At 44.1% G+C, this 26082-nt stretch carries 22 protein-coding genes; 5 read left to right on the forward strand and 17 right to left on the reverse strand.

The window, feature by feature from the left end:
• Positions 1-427 precede the first annotated feature (427 nt).
• The 3 genes from Xsto_RS00580 to Xsto_RS00590 are packed head-to-tail and all read left to right on the forward strand — an operon-like array spanning position 428 to position 3381.
• Positions 428-1402: a Bug family tripartite tricarboxylate transporter substrate binding protein gene (locus Xsto_RS00580; RefSeq protein ID WP_099123764.1), complete on the forward strand. Its 975-nt coding sequence runs from the start codon at positions 428-430 to the stop codon at positions 1400-1402.
• A 13-nt stretch (positions 1403-1415) separates the two neighbouring features.
• The gene (locus Xsto_RS00585; RefSeq protein ID WP_099108436.1) at positions 1416-1847 is read left to right on the forward strand and encodes a tripartite tricarboxylate transporter TctB family protein; all 432 of its coding nucleotides are present in this window, start codon (positions 1416-1418) and stop codon (positions 1845-1847) included.
• A gap of 10 nt (positions 1848-1857) precedes the next feature.
• Complete coding sequence (locus Xsto_RS00590; protein ID WP_099108437.1) at positions 1858-3381, forward strand: tripartite tricarboxylate transporter permease; 1524 nt, start codon at positions 1858-1860, stop codon at positions 3379-3381.
• A 50-nt stretch (positions 3382-3431) separates the two neighbouring features.
• On the opposite strand, the gene fabB is transcribed toward Xsto_RS00590, so the two are convergent.
• Positions 3432-4646 carry a beta-ketoacyl-ACP synthase I gene (gene fabB / locus Xsto_RS00595; RefSeq protein ID WP_099108438.1) on the reverse strand — a complete coding sequence of 405 codons (1215 nt, stop codon included), beginning with the start codon at positions 4644-4646 and terminating at the stop codon, positions 3432-3434.
• Between the two features lie 215 nt (positions 4647-4861).
• On the opposite strand from fabB, the gene mnmC reads away from it, so the two are divergent.
• Positions 4862-6907 (forward strand): bifunctional tRNA (5-methylaminomethyl-2-thiouridine)(34)-methyltransferase MnmC2/FAD-dependent 5-carboxymethylaminomethyl-2-thiouridine(34) oxidoreductase MnmC1, encoded by a 2046-nt coding sequence (mnmC, locus tag Xsto_RS00600; protein ID WP_099123792.1) that lies wholly within the window; start codon positions 4862-4864, stop codon positions 6905-6907.
• Positions 6908-6999: 92 nt separating this feature from the next.
• Here mnmC and Xsto_RS00605 read toward each other — a convergent pair whose 3' ends face one another.
• The 13 genes from Xsto_RS00605 to hutI all read right to left on the reverse strand — a co-directional run bounded on the left by Xsto_RS00605 (position 7000) and on the right by hutI (position 20885).
• Positions 7000-7518, reverse strand: a complete 519-nt coding sequence (locus Xsto_RS00605) for a GNAT family N-acetyltransferase (protein ID WP_099108439.1) — start codon at positions 7516-7518, stop codon at positions 7000-7002.
• A gap of 20 nt (positions 7519-7538) precedes the next feature.
• Complete coding sequence (locus tag Xsto_RS00610; RefSeq protein WP_099123765.1) at positions 7539-8150, reverse strand: hypothetical protein; 612 nt, start codon at positions 8148-8150, stop codon at positions 7539-7541.
• A gap of 418 nt (positions 8151-8568) precedes the next feature.
• Complete coding sequence (locus Xsto_RS00615) at positions 8569-8844, reverse strand: YfcL family protein (RefSeq protein WP_099123766.1); 276 nt, start codon at positions 8842-8844, stop codon at positions 8569-8571.
• 21 nt (positions 8845-8865) lie between these two features.
• Positions 8866-9417: an elongation factor P hydroxylase gene (locus tag Xsto_RS00620; protein WP_099108442.1), complete on the reverse strand. Its 552-nt coding sequence runs from the start codon at positions 9415-9417 to the stop codon at positions 8866-8868.
• A 101-nt stretch (positions 9418-9518) separates the two neighbouring features.
• Entirely contained in the window at positions 9519-10319 is an 801-nt protein-coding gene (locus Xsto_RS00625) for a sulfite exporter TauE/SafE family protein (protein ID WP_099123767.1), read from the reverse strand.
• Between the two features lie 77 nt (positions 10320-10396).
• On the reverse strand, positions 10397-11482 hold the full coding sequence (gene aroC, locus Xsto_RS00630) for a chorismate synthase (protein WP_099108444.1): 1086 nt from the start codon (positions 11480-11482) through the stop codon (positions 10397-10399).
• Between the two features lie 260 nt (positions 11483-11742).
• Complete coding sequence (gene prmB, locus Xsto_RS00635) at positions 11743-12675, reverse strand: 50S ribosomal protein L3 N(5)-glutamine methyltransferase (protein WP_099108478.1); 933 nt, start codon at positions 12673-12675, stop codon at positions 11743-11745.
• Between the two features lie 177 nt (positions 12676-12852).
• Positions 12853-14211 (reverse strand): amino acid permease, encoded by a 1359-nt coding sequence (locus tag Xsto_RS00640; protein ID WP_099123768.1) that lies wholly within the window; start codon positions 14209-14211, stop codon positions 12853-12855.
• Positions 14212-14291: 80 nt separating this feature from the next.
• Entirely contained in the window at positions 14292-15851 is a 1560-nt protein-coding gene (hutH, locus tag Xsto_RS00645) for a histidine ammonia-lyase (RefSeq protein WP_099108446.1), read from the reverse strand.
• Between the two features lie 14 nt (positions 15852-15865).
• Positions 15866-17575 carry a urocanate hydratase gene (gene hutU, locus Xsto_RS00650; RefSeq protein ID WP_099123769.1) on the reverse strand — a complete coding sequence of 570 codons (1710 nt, stop codon included), beginning with the start codon at positions 17573-17575 and terminating at the stop codon, positions 15866-15868.
• Positions 17576-17863: 288 nt separating this feature from the next.
• A complete protein-coding gene (gene hutC, locus Xsto_RS00655) occupies positions 17864-18661 on the reverse strand; it encodes a histidine utilization transcriptional repressor HutC (RefSeq protein WP_211284275.1) in 798 nt (265 codons plus the stop codon).
• Positions 18631-19590, reverse strand: coding sequence for a formimidoylglutamase (gene hutG / locus Xsto_RS00660; protein WP_099123770.1), 960 nt, complete (start codon positions 19588-19590; stop codon positions 18631-18633). Before hutG ends, hutC begins: the two co-directional genes overlap by 31 nt.
• A gap of 41 nt (positions 19591-19631) precedes the next feature.
• Positions 19632-20885 carry an imidazolonepropionase gene (gene hutI, locus Xsto_RS00665; protein WP_099123771.1) on the reverse strand — a complete coding sequence of 418 codons (1254 nt, stop codon included), beginning with the start codon at positions 20883-20885 and terminating at the stop codon, positions 19632-19634.
• 185 nt (positions 20886-21070) lie between these two features.
• Here hutI and smrB point away from each other — a divergent pair, with 185 nt between their 5' ends.
• Positions 21071-21613, forward strand: a complete 543-nt coding sequence (gene smrB, locus Xsto_RS00670) for an endonuclease SmrB (RefSeq protein ID WP_099123772.1) — start codon at positions 21071-21073, stop codon at positions 21611-21613.
• Positions 21614-21647: 34 nt separating this feature from the next.
• Here the strand turns inward: smrB and sixA are convergent, their stop codons facing one another.
• The 3 genes from sixA to fadI form a co-directional block, all read right to left on the reverse strand.
• Entirely contained in the window at positions 21648-22118 is a 471-nt protein-coding gene (gene sixA / locus Xsto_RS00675; RefSeq protein ID WP_099123773.1) for a phosphohistidine phosphatase SixA, read from the reverse strand.
• A 398-nt stretch (positions 22119-22516) separates the two neighbouring features.
• On the reverse strand, positions 22517-24679 hold the full coding sequence (fadJ, locus tag Xsto_RS00680; RefSeq protein ID WP_099123774.1) for a fatty acid oxidation complex subunit alpha FadJ: 2163 nt from the start codon (positions 24677-24679) through the stop codon (positions 22517-22519).
• Positions 24679-25989, reverse strand: a complete 1311-nt coding sequence (gene fadI / locus Xsto_RS00685) for an acetyl-CoA C-acyltransferase FadI (protein ID WP_099123775.1) — start codon at positions 25987-25989, stop codon at positions 24679-24681. The genes fadJ and fadI overlap by 1 nt, the downstream gene beginning before the upstream one ends.
• Between the last annotated feature and the right edge of the window lie 93 nt (positions 25990-26082).

Raw genomic sequence — 26082 nt, forward strand, 5'->3', positions numbered from 1 at the left:
AAACTGAATCTATTTGCCATTCCCTGCATTTATTGTTCATAACTCACTTGTGAATTATTAAATTGCAATCTATTGACTCTATAATCTATAAATTTATTTTTATTAATATCAAAACTATTTTTAGAAAACACATAAGTTAAATTTATTTATTGTTAATAAAATATTAATAGTGGATTCTATTAAAGATACATTTAAAGAAGATTCCCTAATATAAAAACATAAGCTCAGATTTACTCTATTTCAGTTATACATAGCATTAAACATTTCGGTGTATTTCAAAGTAAGTCAAATATGACATTAGGTGATTAATGTCACATATAGGCATTTTTCACGGCTAATAAGAGGTTTCAGTTCTATAAATAATAATGCACCGGAGATTTATTGCATTGTCATCATTACTGGACTGGTGCCATATGAGGAATAAAAAATGAAAATATTAAAAACATTATTAGTGACTACTGGTTTACTTTTCAGTGTCAATACCTTTGCAGCCAGCGCCCCTGACAGAACTGAATGTATCGCTCCAGCCAAACCCGGTGGCGGGTTTGACTTAACCTGTAAATTAGCTCAAGTCTCATTATTAGAAACTAAAGCCATTAATTCTCCTATGCGGGTCACATTTATGCCCGGTGGAGTCGGTGCTGTTGCCTACAATGCTATTGTTGCCCAGCGGCCTGCTGAGCCGGGGACGATTGTCGCCTTTTCCGGTGGTTCGCTACTAAATCTTGCTCAGGGAAAATTCGGGCGCTACAACGTGAATGATGTGCGCTGGCTGGCGGGTGTTGGTACTGATTACGGTATGATTGCCGTTCGTCAGGACTCTCCTTATAAGACTTTAAAAGATCTCATCAATGTATTTCAGAGCAATCCCGCCAATATTGTATTTGGTGCCGGTGCCTCCATCGGCGGTCAGGATTGGATGAAAACTGCATTACTAGCCAAAGAAGCTGGTATTGATCCACACAAAATGCGTTATGTCGCCTTTGAAGGTGGTGGAGAAGCGCTTACGGCCCTGCTGGGTAACCATATTCAGGTTTTTTCCGGCGATATCAGCGAAGCGCTACCTTACCTGACAAGTGATAAGATTCGTGTTCTTGCTGTCTATGCAGACAAAAGACTTGATGGCGTTCTGGCTGATATCCCGACAGCTAAAGAACAGGGTTACGACATTGTATGGCCGGTGATCCGGGGTTTTTACATGGAACCGAAAGTTTCTGATGAACAATATCAATGGTGGGTTGACACGTTCAACAAACTGCAACAAACAGACGAATTTAAAAAACAGCGTGAGCTGCGAGGTCTGTTTGAATTCAATATGACAGGCAAAGAGCTGGATGATTATGTGAGAAAACAGGTTACTCAGTACCATGAAATGGCTAAATCTTTTGGTTTAGCAAAATAAGAAGGACTGAATTATGAGTGATCGTATTTTTGCCGTCATCTGGTTAGCGCTATGCGGAATAGGGCTAGTCATTGGGTGGGGTATCCATAGTGAATACAGTTATGAACCACTAGGCCCGCGCCCTTTCCCGATTGCTATTATTTCGTTAATGGCACTGTGCGCACTGCTGCTACTATTCAGAAAACCTGAAATAGTTAACTGGCCTGCTCCACAAACATTACTCCGTTTATTATTGCTGATTACCTCACTGATCTTTTATGCCGGAACGTTTGAGTGGTTAGGCTTCCCTCTGGCAACAACATTATTGACTGTCAGTATCGCATTGCTATTTAACGCCACGCTTCCCGCGGCAATTGTTTCTGGCTTGATCTTAGGCACCTCTCTCTTTTTTATCTTTGATCGCCTGTTAGATGTCACTCTGCCAATTGGTAGCCTGTTCAGGTAAGGAGATCAAAATGGATACATGGATATACCTAACACAGGGTTTTGAAGTCGCATTAATCCCTAAAAATCTGGTCATTGCATTAATCGGGTGTTTTATTGGTACTGTTGTTGGCCTGCTTCCGGGTCTTGGCCCAATCAATGGTGTTGCAATTTTATTACCTCTGGCCTTTGCTCTGAAGCTCCCGGCAGAATCCGCCTTAATCTTACTGGCAACGGTCTATATTGGCTGTGAATATGGAGGGAGGATATCTTCAATTCTGCTGAATGTGCCGGGGGATGCCGCTGCTATTATGACCGCGCTGGATGGGCACCCGATGGCAAAACAAGGGAAAGCCGGGGTTGCATTATCTATCTCAGCAGTCAGTTCATTCTGTGGCTCAATTCTGGCTATTGCCGGGATCATTTTATTTGCGCCTCTTCTGGCAAAATGGTCTTTAGCATTCGGGCCTGCCGAATATTTTGCCCTGATGGTTTTTGCAATTGCCTGTCTTGGTAGCATGATGAGCCAAAACCCGGTGAAATCGCTACTGGCGGCCTTGATTGGTTTGGGTTTAGCCACCGTTGGCGTTGATTCCAATACCGGTGTTTATCGCTTCACCTTCGATAGTGTCCACCTCTCCGACGGAATTCAGTTTATTGTCGTTGTCATTGGGCTGTTCTCTGTCAGCGAAATTCTGTTGATGCTGGAAAGCACGTCTACCGGCCAAAAAGTAATAAGTAAAACCGGAAGATTACTGTTTAATAAAAAAGAAGCTAAAGCCTGTACCGGGCCAATATTACGCTCATCAGTTATTGGCTTCTTTGTCGGAATACTGCCCGGCGCCGGAGCGACCATTGCCAGCGCAATCACCTACATGACAGAAAAAAGAATCAGTGGTAACAGTGATTCGTTCGGTAAAGGTGATATCCGGGGGGTTGCTGCCCCTGAAGCGGCCAATAATGCATCCGCTTGTGGTTCCTTCATTCCCATGCTGACACTTGGTGTCCCCGGCTCAGGCACTACTGCGGTAATGATAGGCGCACTGACGCTCTATAACATCACTCCGGGACCTGCGATGTTTACCGAACAGCCAGATATCGTGTGGGGACTAATCGCTGCACTGCTTATTGCTAATATTCTATTGCTAATTATGAATATCCCAATGATTGGCCTATTTACCCGTATGCTAAGTATTCCACTGTGGTTTTTAGTGCCGGTCATTGCCAGTATTTCAGCAGTCGGCGTTTATGCTGTACACAGCACCACGTTCGATCTGATGTTAATGGTTGGTCTGGGGGTTTTTGGTTACATTCTCAGGAAAATGAACTTCCCAATGTCGCCACTTATTCTGGGGTTTGTGCTTGGTGAAATGCTGGAGCAAAACTTAAGGCGGGCACTTTCAATCAGCAATGGTAGTTTTGATATCCTGTGGAGCAGTGCTATCGCTCAGTCTCTGCTGGTTTTAGCTGCACTGGTTCTTATTATTCCGCCTACATTACTGATCATTCGCAAAAAACGGCAGAAGAGCAGGAAAATTTATAGCCAATCCACATAACTGATGAATTGGCTTTTATTCAGAATGATAAAATTTTCAGTTTCAGAAAATCAGTCAGAATATTTACGCATTACCAAAGATGCATTTGTACCACCGAACCCGAAGCTATTGGACATCACTGTTGTTAGCTCGCGTTCGGTCGGTTCTGTAATAATATTCATACCAAGCGCTTTTTCATCCAACTCTTCGATATTAATGCTCGGTGCAATAATCCCGTGCTCCAGCATCAACAGGCTATAAATTGCTTCCTGAGCACCCGCCGCTCCCAAAGAATGCCCGGTCATCGCCTTAGTCGCTGAAATTGCAGGTGTGTTATCACCAAATACTTCTCTGATAGCTTCCAGCTCTTTCAGGTCACCAACCGGTGTCGATGTGCCATGTGTATTGATATAGTCTACTTCACCATCCATACCGTCCATGGCCATTCTCATACAGCGAACAGCCCCTTCGCCTGAAGGTGCTACCATGTCCATACCATCGGAATTTGCTCCGTAACCAATAACTTCAGCATAAATATGCGCGCCACGGGCTAATGCATGTTCTAATTCCTCAACAACCACGATACCGCCACCGCCTGCGATAACAAATCCGTCACGGTTTTGGTCATAAGTACGGGAAGCACGATCCGGCGTTTCATTATATTTGGTGGAAAGCGCACCCATTGCATCAAATTCACAGGCTATTTCCCAGCTAAGCTCTTCACCACCACCAGCAAAAATAACATCCTGTTTGCCAAGCTGAATTAATTCAACAGCATGACCGATACAATGCGCAGAGGTCGAACAAGCGGAGCTGATCGAATAGTTCACGCCTTTAATTTTAAATGGTGTTGCCAGACAGGCTGAAATACCGGAAGCCATTGTTCTTGTAACCATATAAGGCCCGACTCCCCGTAAGCCACGGGAACGCATACCGTCCGCACAGACAACCTGATTATGAGGAGAGCCACCACCCGAGCCGACAACCAGCCCTGTGCGTAAATTAGAAACCTGATCATCTGACAGGCCGGAATCTTTAATTGCCTCGTCCATTGCCAGGTAAGCATAAACAGAAGCATCACTCATAAAGCGCTGTGTTTTTCGGTCAATCAAACCTGTTGTATCCAGTTTGACATTTCCCCAAACTTGGCTGCGAAGCCCCATTTCTTTGAATTCTTCGGAAAAAGTTATCCCGGAAAGGCCTTCTTTCAGAGATTTAAGCACCTCTTTCTGGTTATTACCAATACTGGAAACAATTCCCAGACCAGTGATTACTGCTCTTTTCATTAATTACCTCATCAATATGTTTACCTGCGGGATTTCCTACTCGCACTTTAGCGTACACTTGTACGCTGAACAAGTCCGATCAGGTTAAAAATCGTGGAACAATTGATCAGAGTCAGTTCTTAAGATCCTCTATAGGTGGTGTAACCGCATCAAGACCGTTAAAATCCCCCATTATTCTTCGCAACAATACAGGTCTTATTTTGAAAAACAGTATCGTGAAAAACAGTGCTATCAGTAGCGCGACCCTAAGCTGGAATGAACAGGGAACACCTATTTCTGAGCAGTTTGATGATGTTTATTTTTCAAATCAAGACGGGTTGGAAGAAACGGTATATGTATTTTTGAAAGGTAATCATTTTCCTCAACGTTTTAACACACACCCTCGTTCTGATTGCGTTATTGCTGAAACCGGATTTGGTACAGGGTTAAATTTTCTGGCGATATGGCGCGCTTTCTCAGCTTTCAGGCAGCAGTCACCCGATGCCACATTAAACAGACTGCATTACATTAGTTTTGAAAAATATCCATTAAAAATCGCAGACCTAAAAAATGCCCATCAGCGCTGGCCAGAACTTCAGCCATTCTCTGAGAAATTATGTCAACAGTGGCCCTTACCACTCTCAGGTTGCCATCGATTAATTCTGGATAATGGTGCTATCACGCTGGATCTTTGGTTTGGTGATGTAAATGAGCTATTACCCAAGATAACTTCTGGCTTGAAAAGCAAAATTGATGCATGGTTTTTAGATGGTTTTGCCCCAGCTAAAAATCCACAAATGTGGAGCGAACAACTGTTCACTTCTATGGCAAAATTTTCCCGTCCGGAAGGGACATTTGCGACATTTACTTCCGCTGGTTTAGTTCGCCGTGGATTACAAGAAGCAGGCTTTGATGTCAAAAAAATAAAAGGTTTCGGACGTAAAAGAGAGATGCTGACGGGCACTTTACTTCCCACAGTTCATAATCCCAGCTCCGATACTCCCTGGTTTACCCGCCAAAGCGCAACATACACTGACGATATCGCCATTATTGGCGGCGGTATTGCCAGCGCACTGACTGCCCTAGCTTTATTGCGTCGTGGTGCAAAAGTCACCCTGTATTGTCAGGATGAACACCTCGCACAGAATGCATCAGGTAATCAACAAGGCGCATTGTACCCCTTACTGAATGGTCAGAATGATCCACTAGAGCGATTTTTCACCTCCGCATTTACCTTTGCCCGTCGCCAATATGATCACCTGACTGATCAGGGCGTTTTATTTGATCATCAGTGGGATGGAGTTAGCCAGCTGGCCTACGATGAAAAATCGGATAAAAAAATATCTGGGATACTCCAAACAGTATGGCCAGAAGAAATTGCTGTTGAAATGGATCGCCAGCAACTGAGCCAGATTAGTGGGCTGGATGTCAATTATCATGGGGTACATTATCCACAGGGCGGATGGTTATATCCGGGACAGTTGACTCAGGAAGCCATCAAGCTCGCACAACAACGTGGTATGTGTACGCACTTCAACCATAAAATAATACGTCTGGCTCAATATGAAAACGGCTGGCAGCTACATATTGAACATCAGGGACAAGTACAGCTTAAAACCCATAAAGTGGTTGTTATTGCCAATGGACACTGTTTGCCACAATTTGAACAAACTGAAAAGCTCCCAGTGACTGCTGTTCGTGGACAGGTTAGTCATATCCCAACTACCAAGCATCTCAGCCAGCTAAAAAGTGTACTCTGTTACGATGGTTATATGACGCCTGCCAATCCACAGAATCAATATCACTGTATTGGCGCAAGTTACCAGCGTAATTTTCTGGATATTGAATATTCCACCGTCGAGCAACAAGAAAACCGAGACCGTTTATTGAAGTGTTTTCCTGATGTTGAGTGGGTAAAAGAGGTTGATATATCAGAAAATAAGTCTCGTCAGGGAATACGCTGTGTCATTCGGGATCATATGCCAATGGTGGGTAATGTGCCTGTTCTCAAAGAGATTCTGAAAAAGTATGCCAACTTGCCCCAACAAATGCAGTCCGGAGAGAAAATTGACGAGTCCCCTTGTTATCCTGACCTGTTTGTTATTGGTGCGTTAGGATCTCGTGGATTATGCTCTGCCCCTTTAAGTGCTGAGTTACTCGCAGGACAAATTTTTGGTGAAGCTCTACCGCTTGATGATGAAACATTAGCGGCTTTAAACCCTAATCGCTTCTGGGTCAGAAAACTGTTACGTGGAAAAAAGGTAAAAACAGAAAAACCTTAAATTACACTGATGTCGCACGGCAATAATGAAACTAATCTCCAGTCACGTAGATAAGTTATGTGACTGGGGGCACTAACTGAATTACAATCGGTTCATATAATTATAGGGCGTTTCATAGCACAACGCTGTTCTGCCGAAAAACCATATTCAATTTCACCTTGCAAAATCTGTTGTAATTCCTCACCCATTTCTTGCGGTTCCAAGATAACAAACCCCAGTTTTTGGTAAAAAGGCGCATTCCAAAGGACATTACGGAAAGTTGTTAAAGTGACAGACTGTAATTTGCGTTGCTTAGCTACTTGAATAACTGTTTCTATTAATTCCTTGCCTATACCCTTTCTTTGCCAATCTCCATGCACAGATAGCTCAAAAATATGTAACCCGTCCTCCAGAGTTTTCACCAGAATAAAACCTACAGGAACACCCTTATTATTTATTGCAACCCAGCTATTGTGTTGCACAATATAACCCAAATGTTGTTGTTCAGTCTGTATATGACCATCAGAAATCCAGGCTAGTTCAGGTATAAGACAAAATAGTTGCGCAGCGGAATGTTCAATTATAGCTAACTGATTTATATCTGATAACTGTGTTGGCCGAATAGTAAACATTATACCACCTCGGTAATTATTCAGGATGGAAGCATCAATTTCATTGCGGCGATAATAATACCAGAAAAACCAAACATCATTGTTACCATCCACTTTGTCTGAGATGTTATTTTCTCTAATAGCGTCTTATGGATAGATGCCATTTCTTTATTTACAGATGCAATCTCAGTATGGATAAGCACCTTTACTGATTCAATATCAGCCTTAGTTGCATAGGTATTTTTTATAATTCCTACGTCTATTTTTAGCTCAGTTACATCTGTTTTTAGATCTGCTACGTCTGACTTTAACTCTATTACGTCTGTTTTTAATTGTTTTACATCTGTCTTTAGCTCTGTTACATCTGATTTTAACTCTATTACGTCTGTTTTTAATTGTTTTACATCTGTCTTTAGCTCTATTACGTCTGTTTTTAACTGTGTTACGTCTATTTTTAACAGTGAAACATCTGTTTTTAATTGTGAAACATCTACCCCCATATTTTCAAATCTTTTTTCTAATATTACATTCATTTCCGTTCTCCCTGTCAGGTTGAAAGTACTAAAACTTATCGATTCAGGTAAAAAGTACTTTTTATATTGCTGATTGTGATCCCCATATTCCCTTTGAACAACATTGTCCTCAATTCTCATATACCACCTCCGAAATATCCTTTTTCTATTCTGTGTTTTTAAAGAGAATTTACATTTGTAATTTTTAAATAACAGATTAATAATTGCATTTTAAATTCATACATTAGCAATAAATTTAAAATACATTGTTTTTCCATAATGCTACAAACTCTATCATCATTCATTTTTTAAATCATCAGCTGTTCCACTAATAACAAAATAAAATCTCAAATAATATATAACAAAATCATTAAATTACGCAGACACGTAACTTTAATATATAAAAATCAAATCTTACTACCCAATAATTTTACTTTATTTCTTTCATAAAAGAACATTCAATATTTAAGATTATCTGTTATTTATCATTAATTGCGAAGCGCTACGCATTTCTATGTAAGAGAGGGCTGTAAAACAACCCTCAAAATAGCGTCAAAAATTATGATCTCGCACTATCCAGTAGCTTTTTCCAAGTGGATAAAATCAAAACCTGATCCGGCGGTGTCAATTCGCCAGCCTTAATCGCTTTCTGAACGCTTTCCTCTACACGCTGATGAAGCTGTTCAATAGTATTGGCACCTTCCTGCTCCAGTTCAGCAACAGCCAGTGTCAGATGCCCGCGGAGGTATCCACCAGCAAATAATTCGTCATCACTGGCATATTCAACCATGTCATCTATCTGTGCCAGAATGCGTGTTTCAAACTCTGCGAGCATTGTTTTTCCTCAAAAATCAAATCAGTTAGCAAAAGGATCTTCCGGGTCAGGAAAATGTTCTGCCTTTAGTGGAGGGGTATTGTAAAACGATTGCAGGGCGCGAATAAAGCGCGCCGCACGTAGGGGGATTCCATTTTCAAGGTATGCAATGACCTGAGTATGAACTTTCCGCTGAAAAGCAAAACGATCCGGCTCAAAATCACCGTCGAGATTATCGCAACTAATGTTGAACGGAAAGCCCGCAGCCATACAGAATAGCCACTCTAACGCCTGAGGTTTAATTTCGACTTTTTCGAATTCAGCCTGAGTTTGAGCATCGCGGCCATCGGGACAATACCAATAACCAAAATCAACCAATTTACGACGCTCTGTACCTGCAATGCACCAATGGGAAATTTCATGTAATCCGCTGGCGTAAAAGCCGTGGGCAAATACGACCCGGTTATAAACTTCTTTATCATCTGCGGGTAGATAAATTGGCTCATCATCACCTTTGATCAAACGGGTGTTATAGTCATCGCTAAAGCAATCATCAAAAATTTCAATTAGTTGTTGATAATGATGTTCAGCCATTTATTAATACAATCCTAAAAATTAATGTCCTATATCCGATAACATTCGAGTTACGACCAGAAAGTGACAAAGAGGTAACTCGAAAGACAGTAGATATAAAATTAAAAATAAAATTCCAGCCAGGAACGGATGGTTTCACCATGCTGTTCATGGAGCAATTTGATACTCATTAAAAAAGAGATGGTTACCAGCATCGGGCGAATCAATTTCTGCCCTCTGCTTAATACTAAACCGGCTCCTAAGCGTGCTCCAATCATCTGACCGGCCAGCATAACAAAACCCAACAGCCATAAAACCTGCCCGCCAAGAATAAAGAAAACCAATGCACCGAGATTAGCTGCGCAATTCAGCACTTTTGCATGTGCAGTTGCCTTAGCCAGATTGTAACCACAGAGCATGACGTAAGAAAGTGCCAGAAAAGAGCCGGTTCCCGGCCCGAATACACCATCGTAAAACCCGATCCCTCCCCCGGCAAGGCAACCAAATGCAATCGGACCCAGACGGCGCGGTCGATCTTCTGCACCTATATTGGGTACCAACAGGAAGTAAAGACCGATGATCATAACCAGAACCGGTAAGGCATAGCGCAGTAAATCCGGTGATACAAACTGAACCAGTAATGCGCCTGCCATACCACCCAGAACCGTCATAGTGATAGCAAATCGTTGAGAACGTAAGCTTACTACTCCTCGGCGGATAAAATACAGGCTGGCAGAGAGTGAACTACCTACAGCCTGAAGTTTCCCTGTTGCCAGTGCCTGGACCGGCGTAATACCTGTAGATAATAAAGCGGGAATCGTTAACAGCCCGCCACCACCTGCAATTGAATCGATAAAACCTGCAACCAGAGCAACTAAAAAGAGTAAACCATAAACTTCCGGACCCAGTAATGACCATTCCATGATGTATTTCACCAGAAAATTGCTTATCCGATATCACGGTGTCTTTCGGCACCTATTCATATTTGTTGAGCTCTGGTTCACCAGCTTGGAAGCGAAGGTGACACATCTGCACATTGTGCTCTCTGGCGCAACAGATGATCCATCAGGACAATCGCCATCATCGCCTCTGCAATAGGCACTGCGCGGATACCAACACAAGGATCATGCCGACCACGGGTAACCATATCCACTTCTTCGCCCTGCCGATTAATGGTTTTTCCTGAAACCATAATGCTGGATGTCGGTTTCAGCGCAATATGGGCAACAATGGGCTGACTGCTACTGATCCCACCCAGAATGCCTCCCGCATGGTTACTGGTAAAACCTTGAGAGGTGATTTCATCCCTGTTTTCGCTGCCACGCAGGCCAATTACGCCAAAACCATCACCAATTTCTACGCCTTTCACAGCATTAATGCTCATTAGGGCATGAGCAATGTCGGCATCCAGACGGTCAAAAACCGGTTCTCCTAATCCAGCCGGAACATTTTCAGCCACAACGGTCACTCTGGCACCAATGGAATCCCCTTCTTTCTTCAGGGCACGTAATAATTCATCAAGCTGAGTTAATTTACTTTCATCAGGACAGAAAAATGGGTTCTGCTCAACCAGATCCCAATCTTTCATTTCACAGTGAATATCTCCCATCTGAGTCAGGCAGGCACGGATACGAATACCATGTTTTTCGAATAAATATTTTTTGGCAATCGCTCCCGCAGCAACACGTATTGCAGTTTCACGGGCAGATGAACGGCCACCTCCGCGATAATCGCGCAACCCATACTTTTGTTCATAGGTATAATCTGCATGACCGGGACGGAAAACATCTTTGATCGCGCTGTAGTCTTGCGAACGTTGATCGGTGTTTTCAATTAATAAGCCAATACTGGTTCCGGTTGTTACTCCCTCAAAAACACCAGAAAGTATGCGAACCTCATCGGGTTCACGGCGCTGAGTGGTATAGCGGGAAGTCCCGGGACGACGCCTGTCCAGATCAATTTGCAAATCGGCTTCCGAAATAACAATACCAGGTGGAACACCATCAACAATTCCACCCAATGCAAGACCGTGAGATTCACCAAATGTAGTAACACGGAAAAACTGTCCAATACTGTTGCCTGCCATACCTATCCTGCCATTATTTCTTATGTATTAAGATTAGATGTTAAATAACAATAAACTAACAAATGGTTAAAGCATAATTTATTTCACCCGATTTATTTGACTATACCAATTCAACTTCAAGAGGCGTGTGATATCTCCCCACAATGCAGGGAGATATAAGGGCTTACCTCATATTACCAATTGTAACTTGAAGTTTATCGGGCATAAAATGTGCTAAAAAACACTTTAACCATTGGGCTTAATATTGTGTGTAACGAACTTTAATCTTTGAACAGGTGAAAATGTTCGTGATATTCGACTAACTGGCTACGGGTCAGCATAAAGACACCACCGCCACCATGTTCAAATTCCAGCCATGTGAATGGTACATCAGGATACTGTCCAATCAGGTGAACCATGCTATTACCGACTTCACATATCAGCACACCTTCTTTTGTCAGAAAATCCGGGGCGGTCGCAAGAATACGACGAACCAGATCCAGCCCATCCACTCCCGCAGCCAGACCCAGCTCCGGTTCACGATGAAATTCATCCGGCAAATCACTCATATCTTCTTCATCCACATAAGGTGGATTAGTCACGATAAGATCGTATTTCATTGGAGGCATATCGCGGAACATATCAGAGCGGATTGGTATGACGCGATGTAACAGAGCATGGTTTTCAATATTCTGTTCTGTCACAGCTAAGGCATCAGCAGAAATATCAACTGCATCAACTTCTGCCTCAGGGAAAGCATGAGCACACGCAATTGCAATACAACCGCTTCCGGTGCACAGATCAAGAATGGTTGCTGGCTCCTGTGGGAGCAACCCTGCAAATTGATTGTTAATCAACTCACCAATAGGTGAACGTGGTACCAGAACACGATCATCAACATAGAACTCATGCCCACAGAACCATGCACGGTTAGTCAGGTAAGCGATCGGAATGCGATCGTTGATGCGGCGCTGAACACATTCAGCAATTCGATGACGCTCCGTTGTTGTCAGGCGGGATGTCATCATGTTTTCTGGTATATCGATAGGCAGGTGCAATGTTGGAAGAACCAATTGCAAAGCCTCATCCCATGGGTTATCTGTCCCATGACCATAATAGATGCCGGCTGCACTGAAACGGCTGGTTGCCCAGCGCAGCATATCCTGAATGGTATGCAGCTCCGCGACGGCTTCATCTACAAAAATCTTATCCACAAGCACCTCTAAACCTCAATAATATTAAGTCTGCTAGTTTGCCACGATCCCCGCCACAAATCAGCTATCTGAGCATGTGAATTATTTCAGGTGAAAAGCATATGTGAGTTCGACAAAAACATAAAAGCCATCCTGCTCTGACAAGATGGCTTTCATAAACACTATCTTTTTTATTAATCAGGCTTTTTTCTCACCCGATTTCTTGACCCACAGGAAATAGCATGCAGTCAGTAATGCCACCCAACCTAGCCCCACATATAACGCAACACGTGTATGCGGGAAATAACCCAGCACCACTATGATGAACGCCATAAATGCGATTGTCAGCATTGGCGCTATCGGCCAGAACGGTACAGGGAATTGCAGTTGTTTAGCTTCTTCCGCAGGCATTTTCTGACGCATCATGTATTGCGATAACAGGATCATCAGCCATACCCATACCGTGGCAAAAGTTGCGATAGAAGCAATAATCAAGAAGATTTCTTCCGGTAATATATAATTCAACCATACACCGACCAGCAAAATGACTGACATCACCAATACTGTCACCCACGGCACGCCATGTTTTGTCAGTTTGTTGAAAAAAGCAGGTGCTTGCTTTTTCTGCGCCATGCCGTACATCATTCGCCCTGCACCAAAGATATCGCTGTTAATGGCTGAGATTGCTGCCGTGATAACAACAAGGTTCAAAATATGGGCGGCATAGTTAAATTGCAGGCTGGAGAAAATTTGCACGAATGGGCTGCCGTTCTGACCAACCTGATTCCACGGATAAATACACATCAGAACAAACAGGGTCAGAACATAAAACAACAGAATGCGCACAGGGACAGCATTGATAGCTCGTGGGATAGAATATACCGGATTTTTCGCTTCACTGGCGGTAATACCGATAACTTCAATACCACCGAATGCAAACATCACAACGGTAAATGAAGCAATAATCCCGGTAACACCATTCGGCATAAAGCCGCCATGTTCCCACAGATTTGAGAAACCGGTTCCCTGCTCGAACCCGTACATCATGATTGCAAAGCCGCCAACAATCATCGCTATGATCGCAACCACTTTTATGATGGAAAGCCAGAACTCCATCTCACCAAAAACTTTAACGTTACACAGGTTTATTGCCCCGATAAAAAAGACGATACCGAGAACCCAAATCCATTGATCAACATGGGGAAACCAGAATTTCATATAGAGGCCAAATGCGGTGACATCCGCCAGACAGACCACCAGCATTTCAAAGATATAAGTCCATCCGGTCAGAAAACCCGCCAGTGGCCCCAGATAATGGCTGGCATAATGAGAGAATGAACCGGGCACAGGGTTATGAACCGCCATTTCCCCCAATGCCCGCATAACCATAAAAACAGCGGCCCCTCCGATAATATACGCCAGCAATACCGCCGGCCCTGCGGCCTGAATAGCTCCCGCTGAACCATAAAAAAGCCCGGTACCAATTGCCGACCCCAGTGCCATAAACCGAATATGACGAACACTTAGCCCACGCTTGAGTTGTGAGGTGTTTTGCATGATTTATCCCTATTTCTTTTATTATTAGATGTGAAAGATAAATACAACGATAAGGCCGGGAAAACCGGCCTTCAGACGATTTAGTTTATGTGGTTTTTCAGGATATTACCAATCGGCAGGATCTTATCTGCCGGTAATAATGCAGAAAGTTGCTGTTCTGCCAATAATTGAATAGCTGCTTCAATATCCGGTGCGAAAAAACGATCTTTATCGTAATACTTCACTTTATTACGCAGAATATGGCGGGCTTTCTCTAGCGTCGGGCTACTCTTTAACCCTTCACGGAAATCGATGCCCTGACATGCCGTCAGCCATTCAATTGCCAGAATACCCCTGACGTTATCCGCCATTTCCCACAAGCGACGACCTGCTGCCGGTGCCATAGAAACATGATCTTCCTGATTCGCTGACGTCGGCAGACTGTCAACACTGGAAGGATGTGCTAATGCCTTATTTTCACTTGCCAGTGCAGCTGCGGTTACCTGAGCAATCATAAAGCCAGAATTCACACCGCTATTTTTGACCAGAAACGGAGGCAACTGAGACATATTGCTATCCATCAGCAGAGCAATCCGCCGTTCTGCCAGTGCACCAATCTCCGCCAGCGCAAGCGCCAGATTATCCGATGCCATCGCGACAGGTTCAGCATGGAAATTCCCGCCGGAAATCACTTCATCCTGCTCAGTGAAAACCAGTGGGTTATCAGAAACAGCATTAGCCTCAACCATAATGACATCAGCAGCATGGCGAATTTGGGTCAGGCAAGCGCCCATAACCTGTGGCTGGCAACGCAGTGAATAAGGATCCTGAACTTTCGGGCAGTTTTCGTGGGAGGCAGAAATATCGCTTTTCTCTTCCAATACAAAGCGGTATAAAGCTGCGACATCAATTTGCCCCTGCTGCCCACGGACTTCATGAATACGTGCATCAAATGGCTTACGGGAACCCAGAGCCGCTTCAACTGATAACGCACCACACACAACGGCTGATGCCAGTAATTCTTCCGCTGCAAACAAGCCTTTCAAGGCAAATGCCGTTGAAGTCTGAGTACCGTTCAATAATGCCAGCCCCTCTTTTGCGACCAGCGTAAACGGCTGAAGACCCGCTTTTGCCAGAGCTTCTTTTGCCGGCAACCATTCCCCGCGATAACGGGCTTTACCCTCACCCAGCAATAACAAGCTCATATGTGCCAGCGGAGCCAAATCCCCAGAAGCCCCAACCGACCCTTTAGCCGGAATACAAGGGTAAACTTCGGCATTCACCAATGCTATCAAGGCTTGGATCACTTCCAGCCGAATACCTGAGTAACCACGAGCTAAGCTGTTAATTTTTAATACGACCATCAAACGGACAATTTCATCCGGTAGCGGTTCACCAACACCCGCCGCATGTGACATAACAATCGAACGTTGCAGTTCTTCTAGATCCTGTTCTGCAATTCGAGTATTTGCCAGTAACCCAAAACCCGTATTAATTCCGTAAGCAGTTCTGTTTTCGTTGATTATGCGGTTAACACATTCAACACTGTTCTCTATCGCCGGAAAGCATTGCTCATCTAACGTTATTTGTACGGGATGCTGATAGATATGGCGTAACTCTTCAAGCGTCATTTTTCCCGGATGAATAGTGATATTTTTCATATTAATAACGCTCCTTATTTTATTTCTGCCGCTTGAGTGTCTTCTGTTCGGGTATTGAGCATAGGTAAATTCAGCCCTTGCTCTTCTGCACATTGAATTGCCAGTTCATAACCTGCATCTGCATGGCGCATAACGCCTGTCGCCGGATCATTATGGAGTACCCGGGCAATGCGCTCCGCCGCTTCATCTGAACCATCACAGACAATCACCATGCCAGAGTGCTGGGAGAAGCCCATACCAACCCCGCCGCCGTGATGCAGCGATACCCATGTTGCTCCACTGGCGGTATTTAACAGTGCATTCAGCAATGGCCAGTCAGATACTGCGTCAGAACCATCTTTCATTGATTCCGTTTCACGGTTAGGGCTTGCTACTGAGCCTGAATCCAGATGGTCACGTCCGATCACTATTGGTGCGGAAAGCTCGCCATTACGAACCATTTCATTGAAAGCCAAACCTAATTTGGCGCGATCGCCCAGCCCTACCCAACAAATACGTGCTGGCAAGCCCTGAAAGCTGATGCGTTCCCGAGCCATATCCAGCCAGCGATGCAGATGGTTATCATTCGGCAATAGTTCTTTTACTTTGGCATCTGTTTTATAAATATCCTGAGGGTCGCCAGAAAGTGCAGCCCAACGGAAAGGACCTATGCCGCGACAGAAAAGCGGGCGGATATAAGCAGGAACAAAACCGGGGAAATCAAAGGCATTTTTAACGCCCATCTCCTTGGCCATCTGCCTGATATTATTGCCATAATCAAAAGTAGGGATACCCTGTTTCTGGAAGTCCAGCATCGCTGCTACATGCTGTGCCATTGATGCTTTTGCTGCCTGAACAACGTGTTCCGGCTCAGTTTCAGCACGACGACAATACTCTTCCCATGTCCACCCTACCGGCAAATAACCATGTAATGGATCGTGAGCACTGGTTTGATCCGTTACCATATCAGGACGAACACCACGGCGAACCAGCTCTGGTAAAATCTCCGCTGCGTTACCACACAATGCTATTGATACTGCTTTACCTTCGCGGGAATAGCGCTCAATACGTGCCAGCGCATCATCCAGATCTGCGGCCTGCTCATCCACGTACTGGGTACGTAAACGAAAATCAATCCGGCTTTGCTGACATTCAATATTCAGCGATGAGGCACCTGCCAGTGTTGCGGCCAGAGGCTGTGCACCTCCCATACCACCTAATCCGGCTGTCAGAACCCAGCGACCGGTCAAGTCACCGTTATAGTGCTGACGCCCGGCTTCGACAAATGTTTCATAAGTACCCTGCACAATTCCCTGACTGCCGATATATATCCAACTGCCGGCTGTCATCTGGCCGTACATCGCTAATCCCTTGGCATCCAGTTCATTAAAGTGTTCCCACGTTGCCCAGTGAGGAACCAGATTCGAGTTGGCAATCAGTACACGGGGAGCATTTTCATGTGTTTTGAAAACACCGACGGGTTTGCCTGACTGAACCAGTAATGTCTCGTTGCTCTCAAGGTTTTTCAGAGTCTCAACAATCTTTTCATAACATTCCCAATTTCTGGCTGCACGACCAATACCACCATAAACCACCAGCTCATGGGGATTCTCTGCAACATCAGGATCAAGGTTGTTCATAAGCATGCGAAGCGGGGCTTCTGTCAGCCAGCTTTTTGCTGTGAGTTTTGTTCCTCTGGGAGCACGGATAACCGCATTACTGAATTTATTATTTTGCGTTGTCACAGTTTTTCCTTTTTCATATTTATGAAAATTTATTAACTGTATAGTTGTATATACATGTATATTCAATAGGCAAAAGTGTGACGGAGATAAAGTCAATAATTTTGTTATTTTTCTTTTTTATTGAATATCAATAGGATGGTTATAATTTGCTCGCAAAATCTCAGAAAGGGATTTTGCTGGTTTTGTGTTTTACATCACATATGCTTTACATTTTTGTTACCTTCTCCTCTCATGCATAAAGCAAAGAGGAGATTTTTGAGTACAGAGAAAACCAATCATAACGTCAATTCACGAGCTAAAACGCCCTTTCAACTTATAACGGTGACCGGGAAATAATAATCTGGCACTGGAAACTATATGTTCTTTCGACCAAGTTCGGCGACTGATTAACAAACAGGGAGAATTCTCCTCTATTTGCAGTAAACGGCAGGAGCGGGCATCACCGGCAACAGCTTCTACAATATGTTCTCCCTCCGTCAGCGGTGCCACCATCGATAAGTAATCATGAGCTGTCTGTTGATGGAAATTCTGCCGCAGATATTCCGGTGCCGCTAACGCATTAACATAACGATCCTCAATTTGTACGGGCACGTCATTTTCATAATGGAGAATAATTGAGTGATAAACCGCTGTACCTGCTTTTATGCCCAGCTCCTTGGCCTGAGTCATATTAGCGGTGACTTCCGCCAGCTTTAATACCTTACAGTTATGGCGATGGGTACGTGCCGCAATCTCATCAGCAATACTGTGAATTTCAAACAGGGCGGACTGCCCTTTCGGCTCTGAAACAAATGAGCCAACCCCCTGTAAACGGAATAAAAGCCCTTCTGCCGTCAGTTCCCGTAACGCCCTGTTTGCTGTCATGCGACTACAATTAAATTGTTTTACTAATTCAGATTCTGAAGGCACTCTGTCATGGGGTTGCCACTCCCCGGTATGGATTTTTTCAATAATTGATTGTTTGACTTTCGCATACAGAGGTACGGGTTTAATTATTTTTTCTGATAAATCAATAGTCACAATAAATTCCTTTCTACTCCCGAGCGTATTGCCAATTATCCATTCCACCAATGCACTATTTGCCATGCAAGGCGAGCCGCGGCTTTACCGCCCATACCCTGAATATCGTACAATGGATTCAGCTCAACGAGATCAACAGCCTGTAATTTTTTACTCTGGCAAATCGGCTGGATCAGTGACAATAAACGCTCTAACGGAACACCGAGCGCAGCCGGAGCCGAAACTGACGGCATTTGCCAAATCGGTAACACGTCCAAATCAATCGTCATGTAGATGATTTCAGCCTGATTCAGCATATCCTGTATCTGTTGTTGAACCTTATCCAACATAGAATCAATACATTGAGTATCCCAAATAATAGTGACATCAAGATGATTCGCTTCATCCAATAAGGCTTGAGTATTTGAGGCCAAACTAGCACCCACACAGCTGTAATTAAACGGTCGTTGTTGCTGGTGACAATAATCAGCAAGCTGACGGAATGGTGTGCCTGATGTTGCCTGTGGCGCATTTCGTAGATCCAGATGCGCATCAAAGTTAATAATCCCTACCCGCTGTGTTGGAAACGCACGATAAATGCCCATACCATGAGCAAATGCAGTTTCATGACCGCCACCAAAAATGAGGGTACGCATTTTCTGGCTCTGACAGGCATAGACAGCTTCACTCAGAGCACTTTGGGCTTCACTTAACTGACCGCTATTCGCCCGGATATTACCCAAATCCACCAGCAATTCATGCCCATCATGGCTCGCCATATTTGCCAGCGACTGACGCAAATACTCAGGCCCTGATTTTGCTCCCGGCCGCCCCTGATTGAGTTTCACTCCTTCATCACATTCAAAACCCAACAATGCAATATGATTCGGATATTGCTCAGGGGAAAAATCAGCGGGTTGTTTTATCGTCTGGAACATGCGTAAAGCATTATTAGCTTCGGCAAGATCATTACGCCCCTGCCAAATGTTTTCTGATGTCGGATGCCATAATTTCATGCTATTTCCCTCATTAATATTTATTGTTCATAAAAGACTGTTCACAAAAAATTATGCGTAATTACGCCGCGATAGACACGGTAAACCAAGGGGTTACGACCTAACTCATATAATATATCTACGGGTTCTTTTGCATCCCAAACAATAAAATCAGCCATATAACCTGCTGCTATCTGACCATGACTTTCGGATCTGCCCAATGCTCGGGCAGCATGAATAGTCACCCCCTGCCATGCTTCTTCCGGTGTCAGACCGAACTGGACACAAGCCATATTCATCATCATGCGTAGTGACGTGAACGGGCTGGTTCCCGGATTAAAATCCGTAGAAATCGCCATCGGTACGCGGTACTGACGTAATAAAGCAATCGGAGGACATTGTGTCTCTTTCAGAAAATAAAATGCCCCCGGCAATAAAACCGCAACCGTTCCACTGCGGCTAATTGCCTGAACACCTTTTTCATCCAGATATTCAATGTGATCAACAGATAAGCCCTGATAATCAGCAACCAGTTCAGTTCCACCCAGATTGGAAAGCTGTTCAACATGGCCTTTGACGGGAATATTTAATCTTCTGGCCGCATCAAAGACACGTTTAGTCTGTTCAAGACTGAATCCAACGCTTTCGCAAAACACATCCACAGATTCAAATAACTGTTTTTGCCAAAGACTGGGCAGAATAGTGTTACAAACTAAGTCAATATAAGCGTCAGGATTATGTTTGTATTCGGGAGGAACAGCATGAGCAGAAAGCAGAGTCGGGCTGATTTCAACAGGGTTTTTCTGCCCTAATATCCGAATAACGTCCAGTTGTTTCTCTTCATTCTCTAAATCCAGCCCATAGCCTGATTTCATTTCAATGGTTGTAACACCTTCAGCTATTAACGCACTCAGCCGCTTTTGAGCCGAGATTTCCAGTTGTTGGGCTGAACTTTGCCGGGTGGCATTGACTGTAGCATTAATACCACCTCCTTTAGCACTGATTTGTGCATAAGAAATACCATTCAGACGCTGCTCCCACTCTGATGCCCGGTTACCACCAAAAACCAGATGAGTATGACAGTCAATCAGGCCGGGAGTAATTAATCGCTGTTCTGCATCAATCACCTCGCAACGGTTAGCTGGCACACTCTCCGTTGGCAGAACGGCCAGAATTTTTTCAGCCCGTATGATCAAATCATATTGTTCCAGAATACCGTAATTATGCTTGCCATCCATGTTACTGATTGTAGGGTTCATTGTGGCAAGTCTGGCATTACGCCAGATAATGTCGGTATCTTTCAGTTCAATCGACATTATTTTCGTCCTGTTATTTTTTTGTTGTTACTGACAGCTGTTATGTTGTATATACATTTATTTTATAACCAGACACAATTGTCAAATAATTTTATGAACAGCATGTACCCAAAAATAATAGCGTCTAAGCAAAATCTTAATAAATCGGGTACAATCACCGAAAGTTGTTAATGAATTAGTATGTAATGAAGAAGAAAAAAACATTAAATGAAGAAGACATCAGTCTATTTAGAACGTCAGTAGTGGGAACCCGTCGGATTGCTCAGGATAAAGTCTTACACTCCCCCAAAAGAAAAAAAATCAGTCAAATGGCACCTGAGCGCCTGATGCAAGAACAGGTCGATGCCAGTTACTATTTTTCTGACGAGTTTCAGCCTAATCTGGATATGGAAGGCCCGACTCGTTATGTACGAGAAGGAGCCAATCATTATGAACTGAAAAAGCTGCGGCGAGGTGATTATCCCCCCGAACTTTTTCTGGATTTACACGGATTAACTCAGTTACAGGCTAAACAGGAAATCGGAGCGTTAATCGCGGCCTGTCGTCGAGAAAATGTCTATTGTGCCTGTGTTATGCATGGTCACGGTAAGCATATCCTCAAGCAACAAACACCACTATGGCTCGCGCAACATCCTGATATTATCGCTTTTCATCAGGCACCTAAAGAATGGGGAGGAAACGCTGCGTTACTCATTTTGGTTGAACAGGATGAGTTTATACAGCGTTAGCTAAAGCACGTTTTAACCTGCGGTCTGGTCAGGGCTACAATTGTGCCGGAGAGGTTTGCCATAGCAGGCGGCCTTTTTGTGTCTGCTTATCCAGTTCCACACAGGCAATACTGGATGTCGAAAACATCGGAGGCGTTTGCGCAGGGCAAAGTTCAGACACTAAATAGCCAACTAAAGGTAAATGAGAAACTATCAAGATGGCTTTTTTTCCTTGCTCTGCCAAAACCTGTAAGTAACTTGCCACCAGCTCAGCATCACCCGACGGAGTTAGCTCTTCTAACATTTCCTCACTATCAGGTAATACCAGATTCTCACGCACTACTTGCAGAGTCTGCCCCGCCCGGATATAAGGACTGACCAGCACACAATCAATCTCGGGCTTCTGTTGCCCAAGCCAAAGCGCCATTTTCTGCGATTCCTGACAGCCGCGCGGCGTTAACTCCCGCGTTGCATCGCTAATTGAGTTAAAAGCAGCATCACCATGACGCATAATAAACACGAACATAATTCACCGTTGAGTTAAATTTCAGAACTAATTCTAATAGTTACTTTCATTCTACCAAAAATAACCCTGAAATTATTCAGGTAATTAGCTGAATTGAAGTCACCCATTTTCAGGTAACTTATCACGAAAGCAAAATAATATTATTGAGAACGAACTGTGAACCTTTGATAAAAGGTCTCAATGAAAATTGGAGGATATTCTGCCGCAAAATACGGTTAAATAAAATTACTAATAATGGGTGATATATGTATTGTTTGGCTATTATATTAAGCTGATAACTTAACAATAAAAAATTCATACACAATATATTGTTTAGCAATTATAGATAAAACCGGCCCTTTAAGTTAAAAGAACCGGTATCACTTATTTAAAAAAATACCAGAGGAAGTGTATATGCGTTATTCGTAGAATCTCTTATCCTGTTCAGCCATCTGAATCAGACGTTCACAGGGTGCAAACCTGTCTCCGTACTGCTGCGCCAGACGTTGCAAAGTTTCCACAACATGACGGCTACCAAGCTTATCCATATAACGGAATGGCCCTCCCAGAAATGGCGGGAAACCGATACCAAATACGGCACCTATATCACCATCACGAGGGCTGCGGATGACACCTTCATCCAGACAACGTACAGCTTCATTTAACATCAACATCAGACAACGTTGAGCAATCTCTGGACGTGACATTTTTGCAACAGGCTGAACTTTCAGCAGGGAATAAATGGAAGAATCAGCCTCTTTGCTGTTTTTCCTCAATGACCAGAACTTACTCTTTTTAGTTGCATAAGAATAAAAACCACGACCGTTTTTCTTACCCTTGCGATCGTCACTCAGCACAGCATCTAAAATTGCCGGCGGTGTAAACCGATCCCCTAATTGATCCACCAGCACAGGAATAATTTTGGTTCCGACATCAATACCAACTTCATCCAGTAAATTGATTGGCCCAATCGGGAAACCAAAATCAACCAGAGCCTTATCGATATGTTCGATAGGTTCCCCTTCCACCAGACAATAGCCCGCTTCATTAATATATGGAGATAAAATTCGATTAACATAAAACCCGGCTTTATCTCCCACAACAATGGCTGTTTTACCCTGTTTTTTCGCCAGTGCTACTGCTGTTGCTATTGTTTTTTCACTTGTTCCGGCATGTGGAATGACTTCCACCAATGGCATCTTATCTACAGGGCTGAAGTAATGAAGGCCAATAACCTGCTCCGGTCGTTTAGCAATTTCCGCAATCTGGTGAATCGGCAATGAAGACGTGTTAGACGCGAAAATAGTCTCCGCCTTTGTATTCGCTTCAACTTCTGCGACCATTTTACGTTTCAGTACCAAGTCTTCAAATACAGCTTCAACCACAATATCAGCCTGTTTAAAACCACTGTAATCTGTAGTACCAGAAAGCAGAGACATCTGACGAGAACGCTCCGATGAAGTCAGACGCCGTTGACTGACGCGCTTGGAAAGCATATCCCATGTATATTTCAGGGCCTGATTAATGCCTCTCTCATTAATATCTTTGATACGCGACGGTAAATGACCACGAGTTGCGGTTACATTAGCAATCCCGCCCCCCATCAAGCCACCACCTAAAATTCCCACATGCCTGATCTGAGCAGGCAGTTCCGAAGAACCCGTCTCATTTTTTAATGAGGTGGTAGCAAAAAACAGACTACGCAGTGCCGATGATTCTGACGACATAGCCAGCTCACCAAATGCTTTGGATTCTGCCTGCAAACCGGCTTTTTGCCCTTTCTCCAGACCAAGACGGATCACATCAATGATCCGTTCTGGAGCAGGATAATGACCGTGAGTTTTGGCCCGCGTTTTTTGCTGAACCATACGGAATAATAATGGCCTGCCAAGAGCGCTCGCTAACAGACGTTGTGACCATGCCAGAGGTTTGCGCTTAGCCACACCTTTCTTAACATATTGAACTGCTACATCCAGCAAAATATCCAAAGGAACAGCATCATCAACAACACCCAGTCGTTTTGCCTGTTTTGCTTTGAGCTGACGCCCTGTCAGGATCATATCTAATGCAGAGCTGACACCAATCAAACGGGGGAGCCTTTGAGTCCCGCCGGAACCCGGCAACAACCCGAGCTGTACTTCAGGTAAACCAAGACGGGTTTTATCATCCAGAGAACAAATACGTGCATGGCAGGCTAATGCAAATTCCAATCCACCTCCTAAGCATGCACCATGAATAGCCGCAACAATAGGTAAAGAATAACTGGCAATTTTATCAAATAATTCCTGACCTTTTTCAGCCAGAGCCGTTGCTTCCTGTTGAGTCTGGCAACCCGCGATCATCGTGATATCTGCACCGGCAATAAAGGTGTCGGGCTTACCGGATATAATCACCAGCCCTTTTAAACCGGAAACCTGTTGTGCCTGCTCGAAAACTGCCAGAAATTGCTCAACAAACTCCGCTTTCAGCGTATTAACTTTCTCACCCGGAACATCAATAGTAATAACGCCAACTCTGTCATCTCTGACAGAAAAACTGAATACCGATTGTTCTGCTGACATGATTGTTTCATCCAGAGCCATTATTCCACCTCCAATACCATCGCCGCACCCAAGCCACCAGCTGCACAGGCTGTTGTCAGCCCAAACCCGCCTCCCCGGCGACGCAGTTCATTCAGGGTCTGGGTCACCATTCTGGCCCCGGTGGCAGCAAATGGATGCCCGTAAGCAATTGAGCCACCTAGTACGTTGAATTTATCCATATCAACCTCACCAATCGCCTGAGAACGCCCCAATTTCTCGCGGGCAAATTTATCACTGGCAAACATTTTCAGGTTTGTCAGAGTCTGAGCAGCAAACGCTTCATGCATATCAATAAGGGAAAGATCACTTAACGTAATCCCTGCTCTGTCCAGTGCCAGTGGAGTTGCATATGATGGCCCCAACAACATGTCCTGCCAGACATCAATGGCTGAAAATGCATAACTGCGCAAATAGCCCAATGGCATCATGCCAAGTTCTTTAGCAGCGGATTCACTCATCAAAATCACTGCCGCGGCACCATCAGTCAGCGGGGTACTATTGGCCGCAGTGACTGTGCCATATTTGCGATCAAAAGCCGGGCGTAATTTCGCATAAGACGTAAGTTCTGAGTTTTTGCGGATATTATTATCTTCCTGCAAAGATTCGCGATATGGCGGAAAATGAGCCGATATCACTTCATCACGTAATAGGCCCTTTTCCCAGGCTTTAGCCGCCATCAAATGAGATCGGTGCGCCAGCTCATCCTGTGCTTCACGACTGATATGGTAGGTTTTCGCCATTTGTTCAGCAGTATCGCCCATTCTTAACCCAGTGGAATATTCAGCAACTGCTGGCGATACGGGTAGTAAATCTTTTAATTTCAACTTGCTCAGTAATTTAAGGCGTTGTGAAAGGCTTTTGGCTTTATTCATATCAACCAGAGTACGAGCCAGTGATTTGGTCACCCCAATTGGCAGAACAGATGAAGAATCAGCACCACCAGCAATTCCCACATTCACGGTTCCTGCCATAATGCTTTCTGCTACATTAGCTATCGCCTGAAAACTGGTTGCGCAGGCCCGGGAAACACTGTACGCATCTGTACCAACACTTAAACCAGCCCCCAACACGATTTCCCGTGCAATATTCGGGGCTTCAGGCATTTGAACAACCTGACCAAAAACCAATTGGTCGATCTTCTCTGGTGGCAGCCCACTTCTGATAACCAACTCACTGACAACAGCTTTCCCCAAATCAACAGCCGGAATACCGTGGTAGTTCGTTGCCTGTTTAGCAAAAGGAAGACGCAACCCACTGACAATAGCAACTCGTTCCTTTTGTTGTGCCACTTTTGTTGAAGAACGACTCATAGCAACTCCTGCAATAATCATTAATTAAATCAACTGATTAAAATTATTTACTCACCTCATAAGAGGTCAGACCTGATGAAGCATTGTTAACGT

It is taken from the genome of Xenorhabdus stockiae, from assembly GCF_002632825.1.
In the GTDB taxonomy this organism is placed as follows: Bacteria; Pseudomonadota; Gammaproteobacteria; order Enterobacterales; family Enterobacteriaceae; genus Xenorhabdus; species Xenorhabdus stockiae.

Bases quoted from the DNA above. Each gene is read 5' to 3' on its own strand.
- Xsto_RS00580 (WP_099123764.1), top strand. From the start codon at position 428: ATGAAAATATTAAAAACATTATTAGTGACTACTGGTTTACTTTTCAGT.
- Xsto_RS00585 (WP_099108436.1), top strand. From the start codon at position 1,416: ATGAGTGATCGTATTTTTGCCGTCATCTGGTTAGCGCTATGCGGAATA.
- Xsto_RS00590 (WP_099108437.1), top strand. From the start codon at position 1,858: ATGGATACATGGATATACCTAACACAGGGTTTTGAAGTCGCATTAATC.
- fabB (WP_099108438.1), bottom strand. From the start codon at position 4,646: ATGAAAAGAGCAGTAATCACTGGTCTGGGAATTGTTTCCAGTATTGGT.
- Xsto_RS00605 (WP_099108439.1), bottom strand. From the start codon at position 7,518: ATGTTTACTATTCGGCCAACACAGTTATCAGATATAAATCAGTTAGCT.
- Xsto_RS00610 (WP_099123765.1), bottom strand. From the start codon at position 8,150: ATGAGAATTGAGGACAATGTTGTTCAAAGGGAATATGGGGATCACAAT.
- Xsto_RS00615 (WP_099123766.1), bottom strand. From the start codon at position 8,844: ATGCTCGCAGAGTTTGAAACACGCATTCTGGCACAGATAGATGACATG.
- Xsto_RS00620 (WP_099108442.1), bottom strand. From the start codon at position 9,417: ATGGCTGAACATCATTATCAACAACTAATTGAAATTTTTGATGATTGC.
- Xsto_RS00625 (WP_099123767.1), bottom strand. From the start codon at position 10,319: ATGGAATGGTCATTACTGGGTCCGGAAGTTTATGGTTTACTCTTTTTA.
- aroC (WP_099108444.1), bottom strand. From the start codon at position 11,482: ATGGCAGGCAACAGTATTGGACAGTTTTTCCGTGTTACTACATTTGGT.
- Xsto_RS00640 (WP_099123768.1), bottom strand. From the start codon at position 14,211: ATGCAAAACACCTCACAACTCAAGCGTGGGCTAAGTGTTCGTCATATT.
- hutH (WP_099108446.1), bottom strand. From the start codon at position 15,851: ATGAAAAATATCACTATTCATCCGGGAAAAATGACGCTTGAAGAGTTA.
- hutC (WP_211284275.1), bottom strand. From the start codon at position 18,661: ATGGCAAATAGTGCATTGGTGGAATGGATAATTGGCAATACGCTCGGG.
- hutG (WP_099123770.1), bottom strand. From the start codon at position 19,590: ATGAAATTATGGCATCCGACATCAGAAAACATTTGGCAGGGGCGTAAT.
- hutI (WP_099123771.1), bottom strand. From the start codon at position 20,885: ATGTCGATTGAACTGAAAGATACCGACATTATCTGGCGTAATGCCAGA.
- smrB (WP_099123772.1), top strand. From the start codon at position 21,071: ATGAAGAAGAAAAAAACATTAAATGAAGAAGACATCAGTCTATTTAGA.
- sixA (WP_099123773.1), bottom strand. From the start codon at position 22,118: ATGTTCGTGTTTATTATGCGTCATGGTGATGCTGCTTTTAACTCAATT.
- fadJ (WP_099123774.1), bottom strand. From the start codon at position 24,679: ATGGCTCTGGATGAAACAATCATGTCAGCAGAACAATCGGTATTCAGT.
- fadI (WP_099123775.1), bottom strand. From the start codon at position 25,989: ATGAGTCGTTCTTCAACAAAAGTGGCACAACAAAAGGAACGAGTTGCT.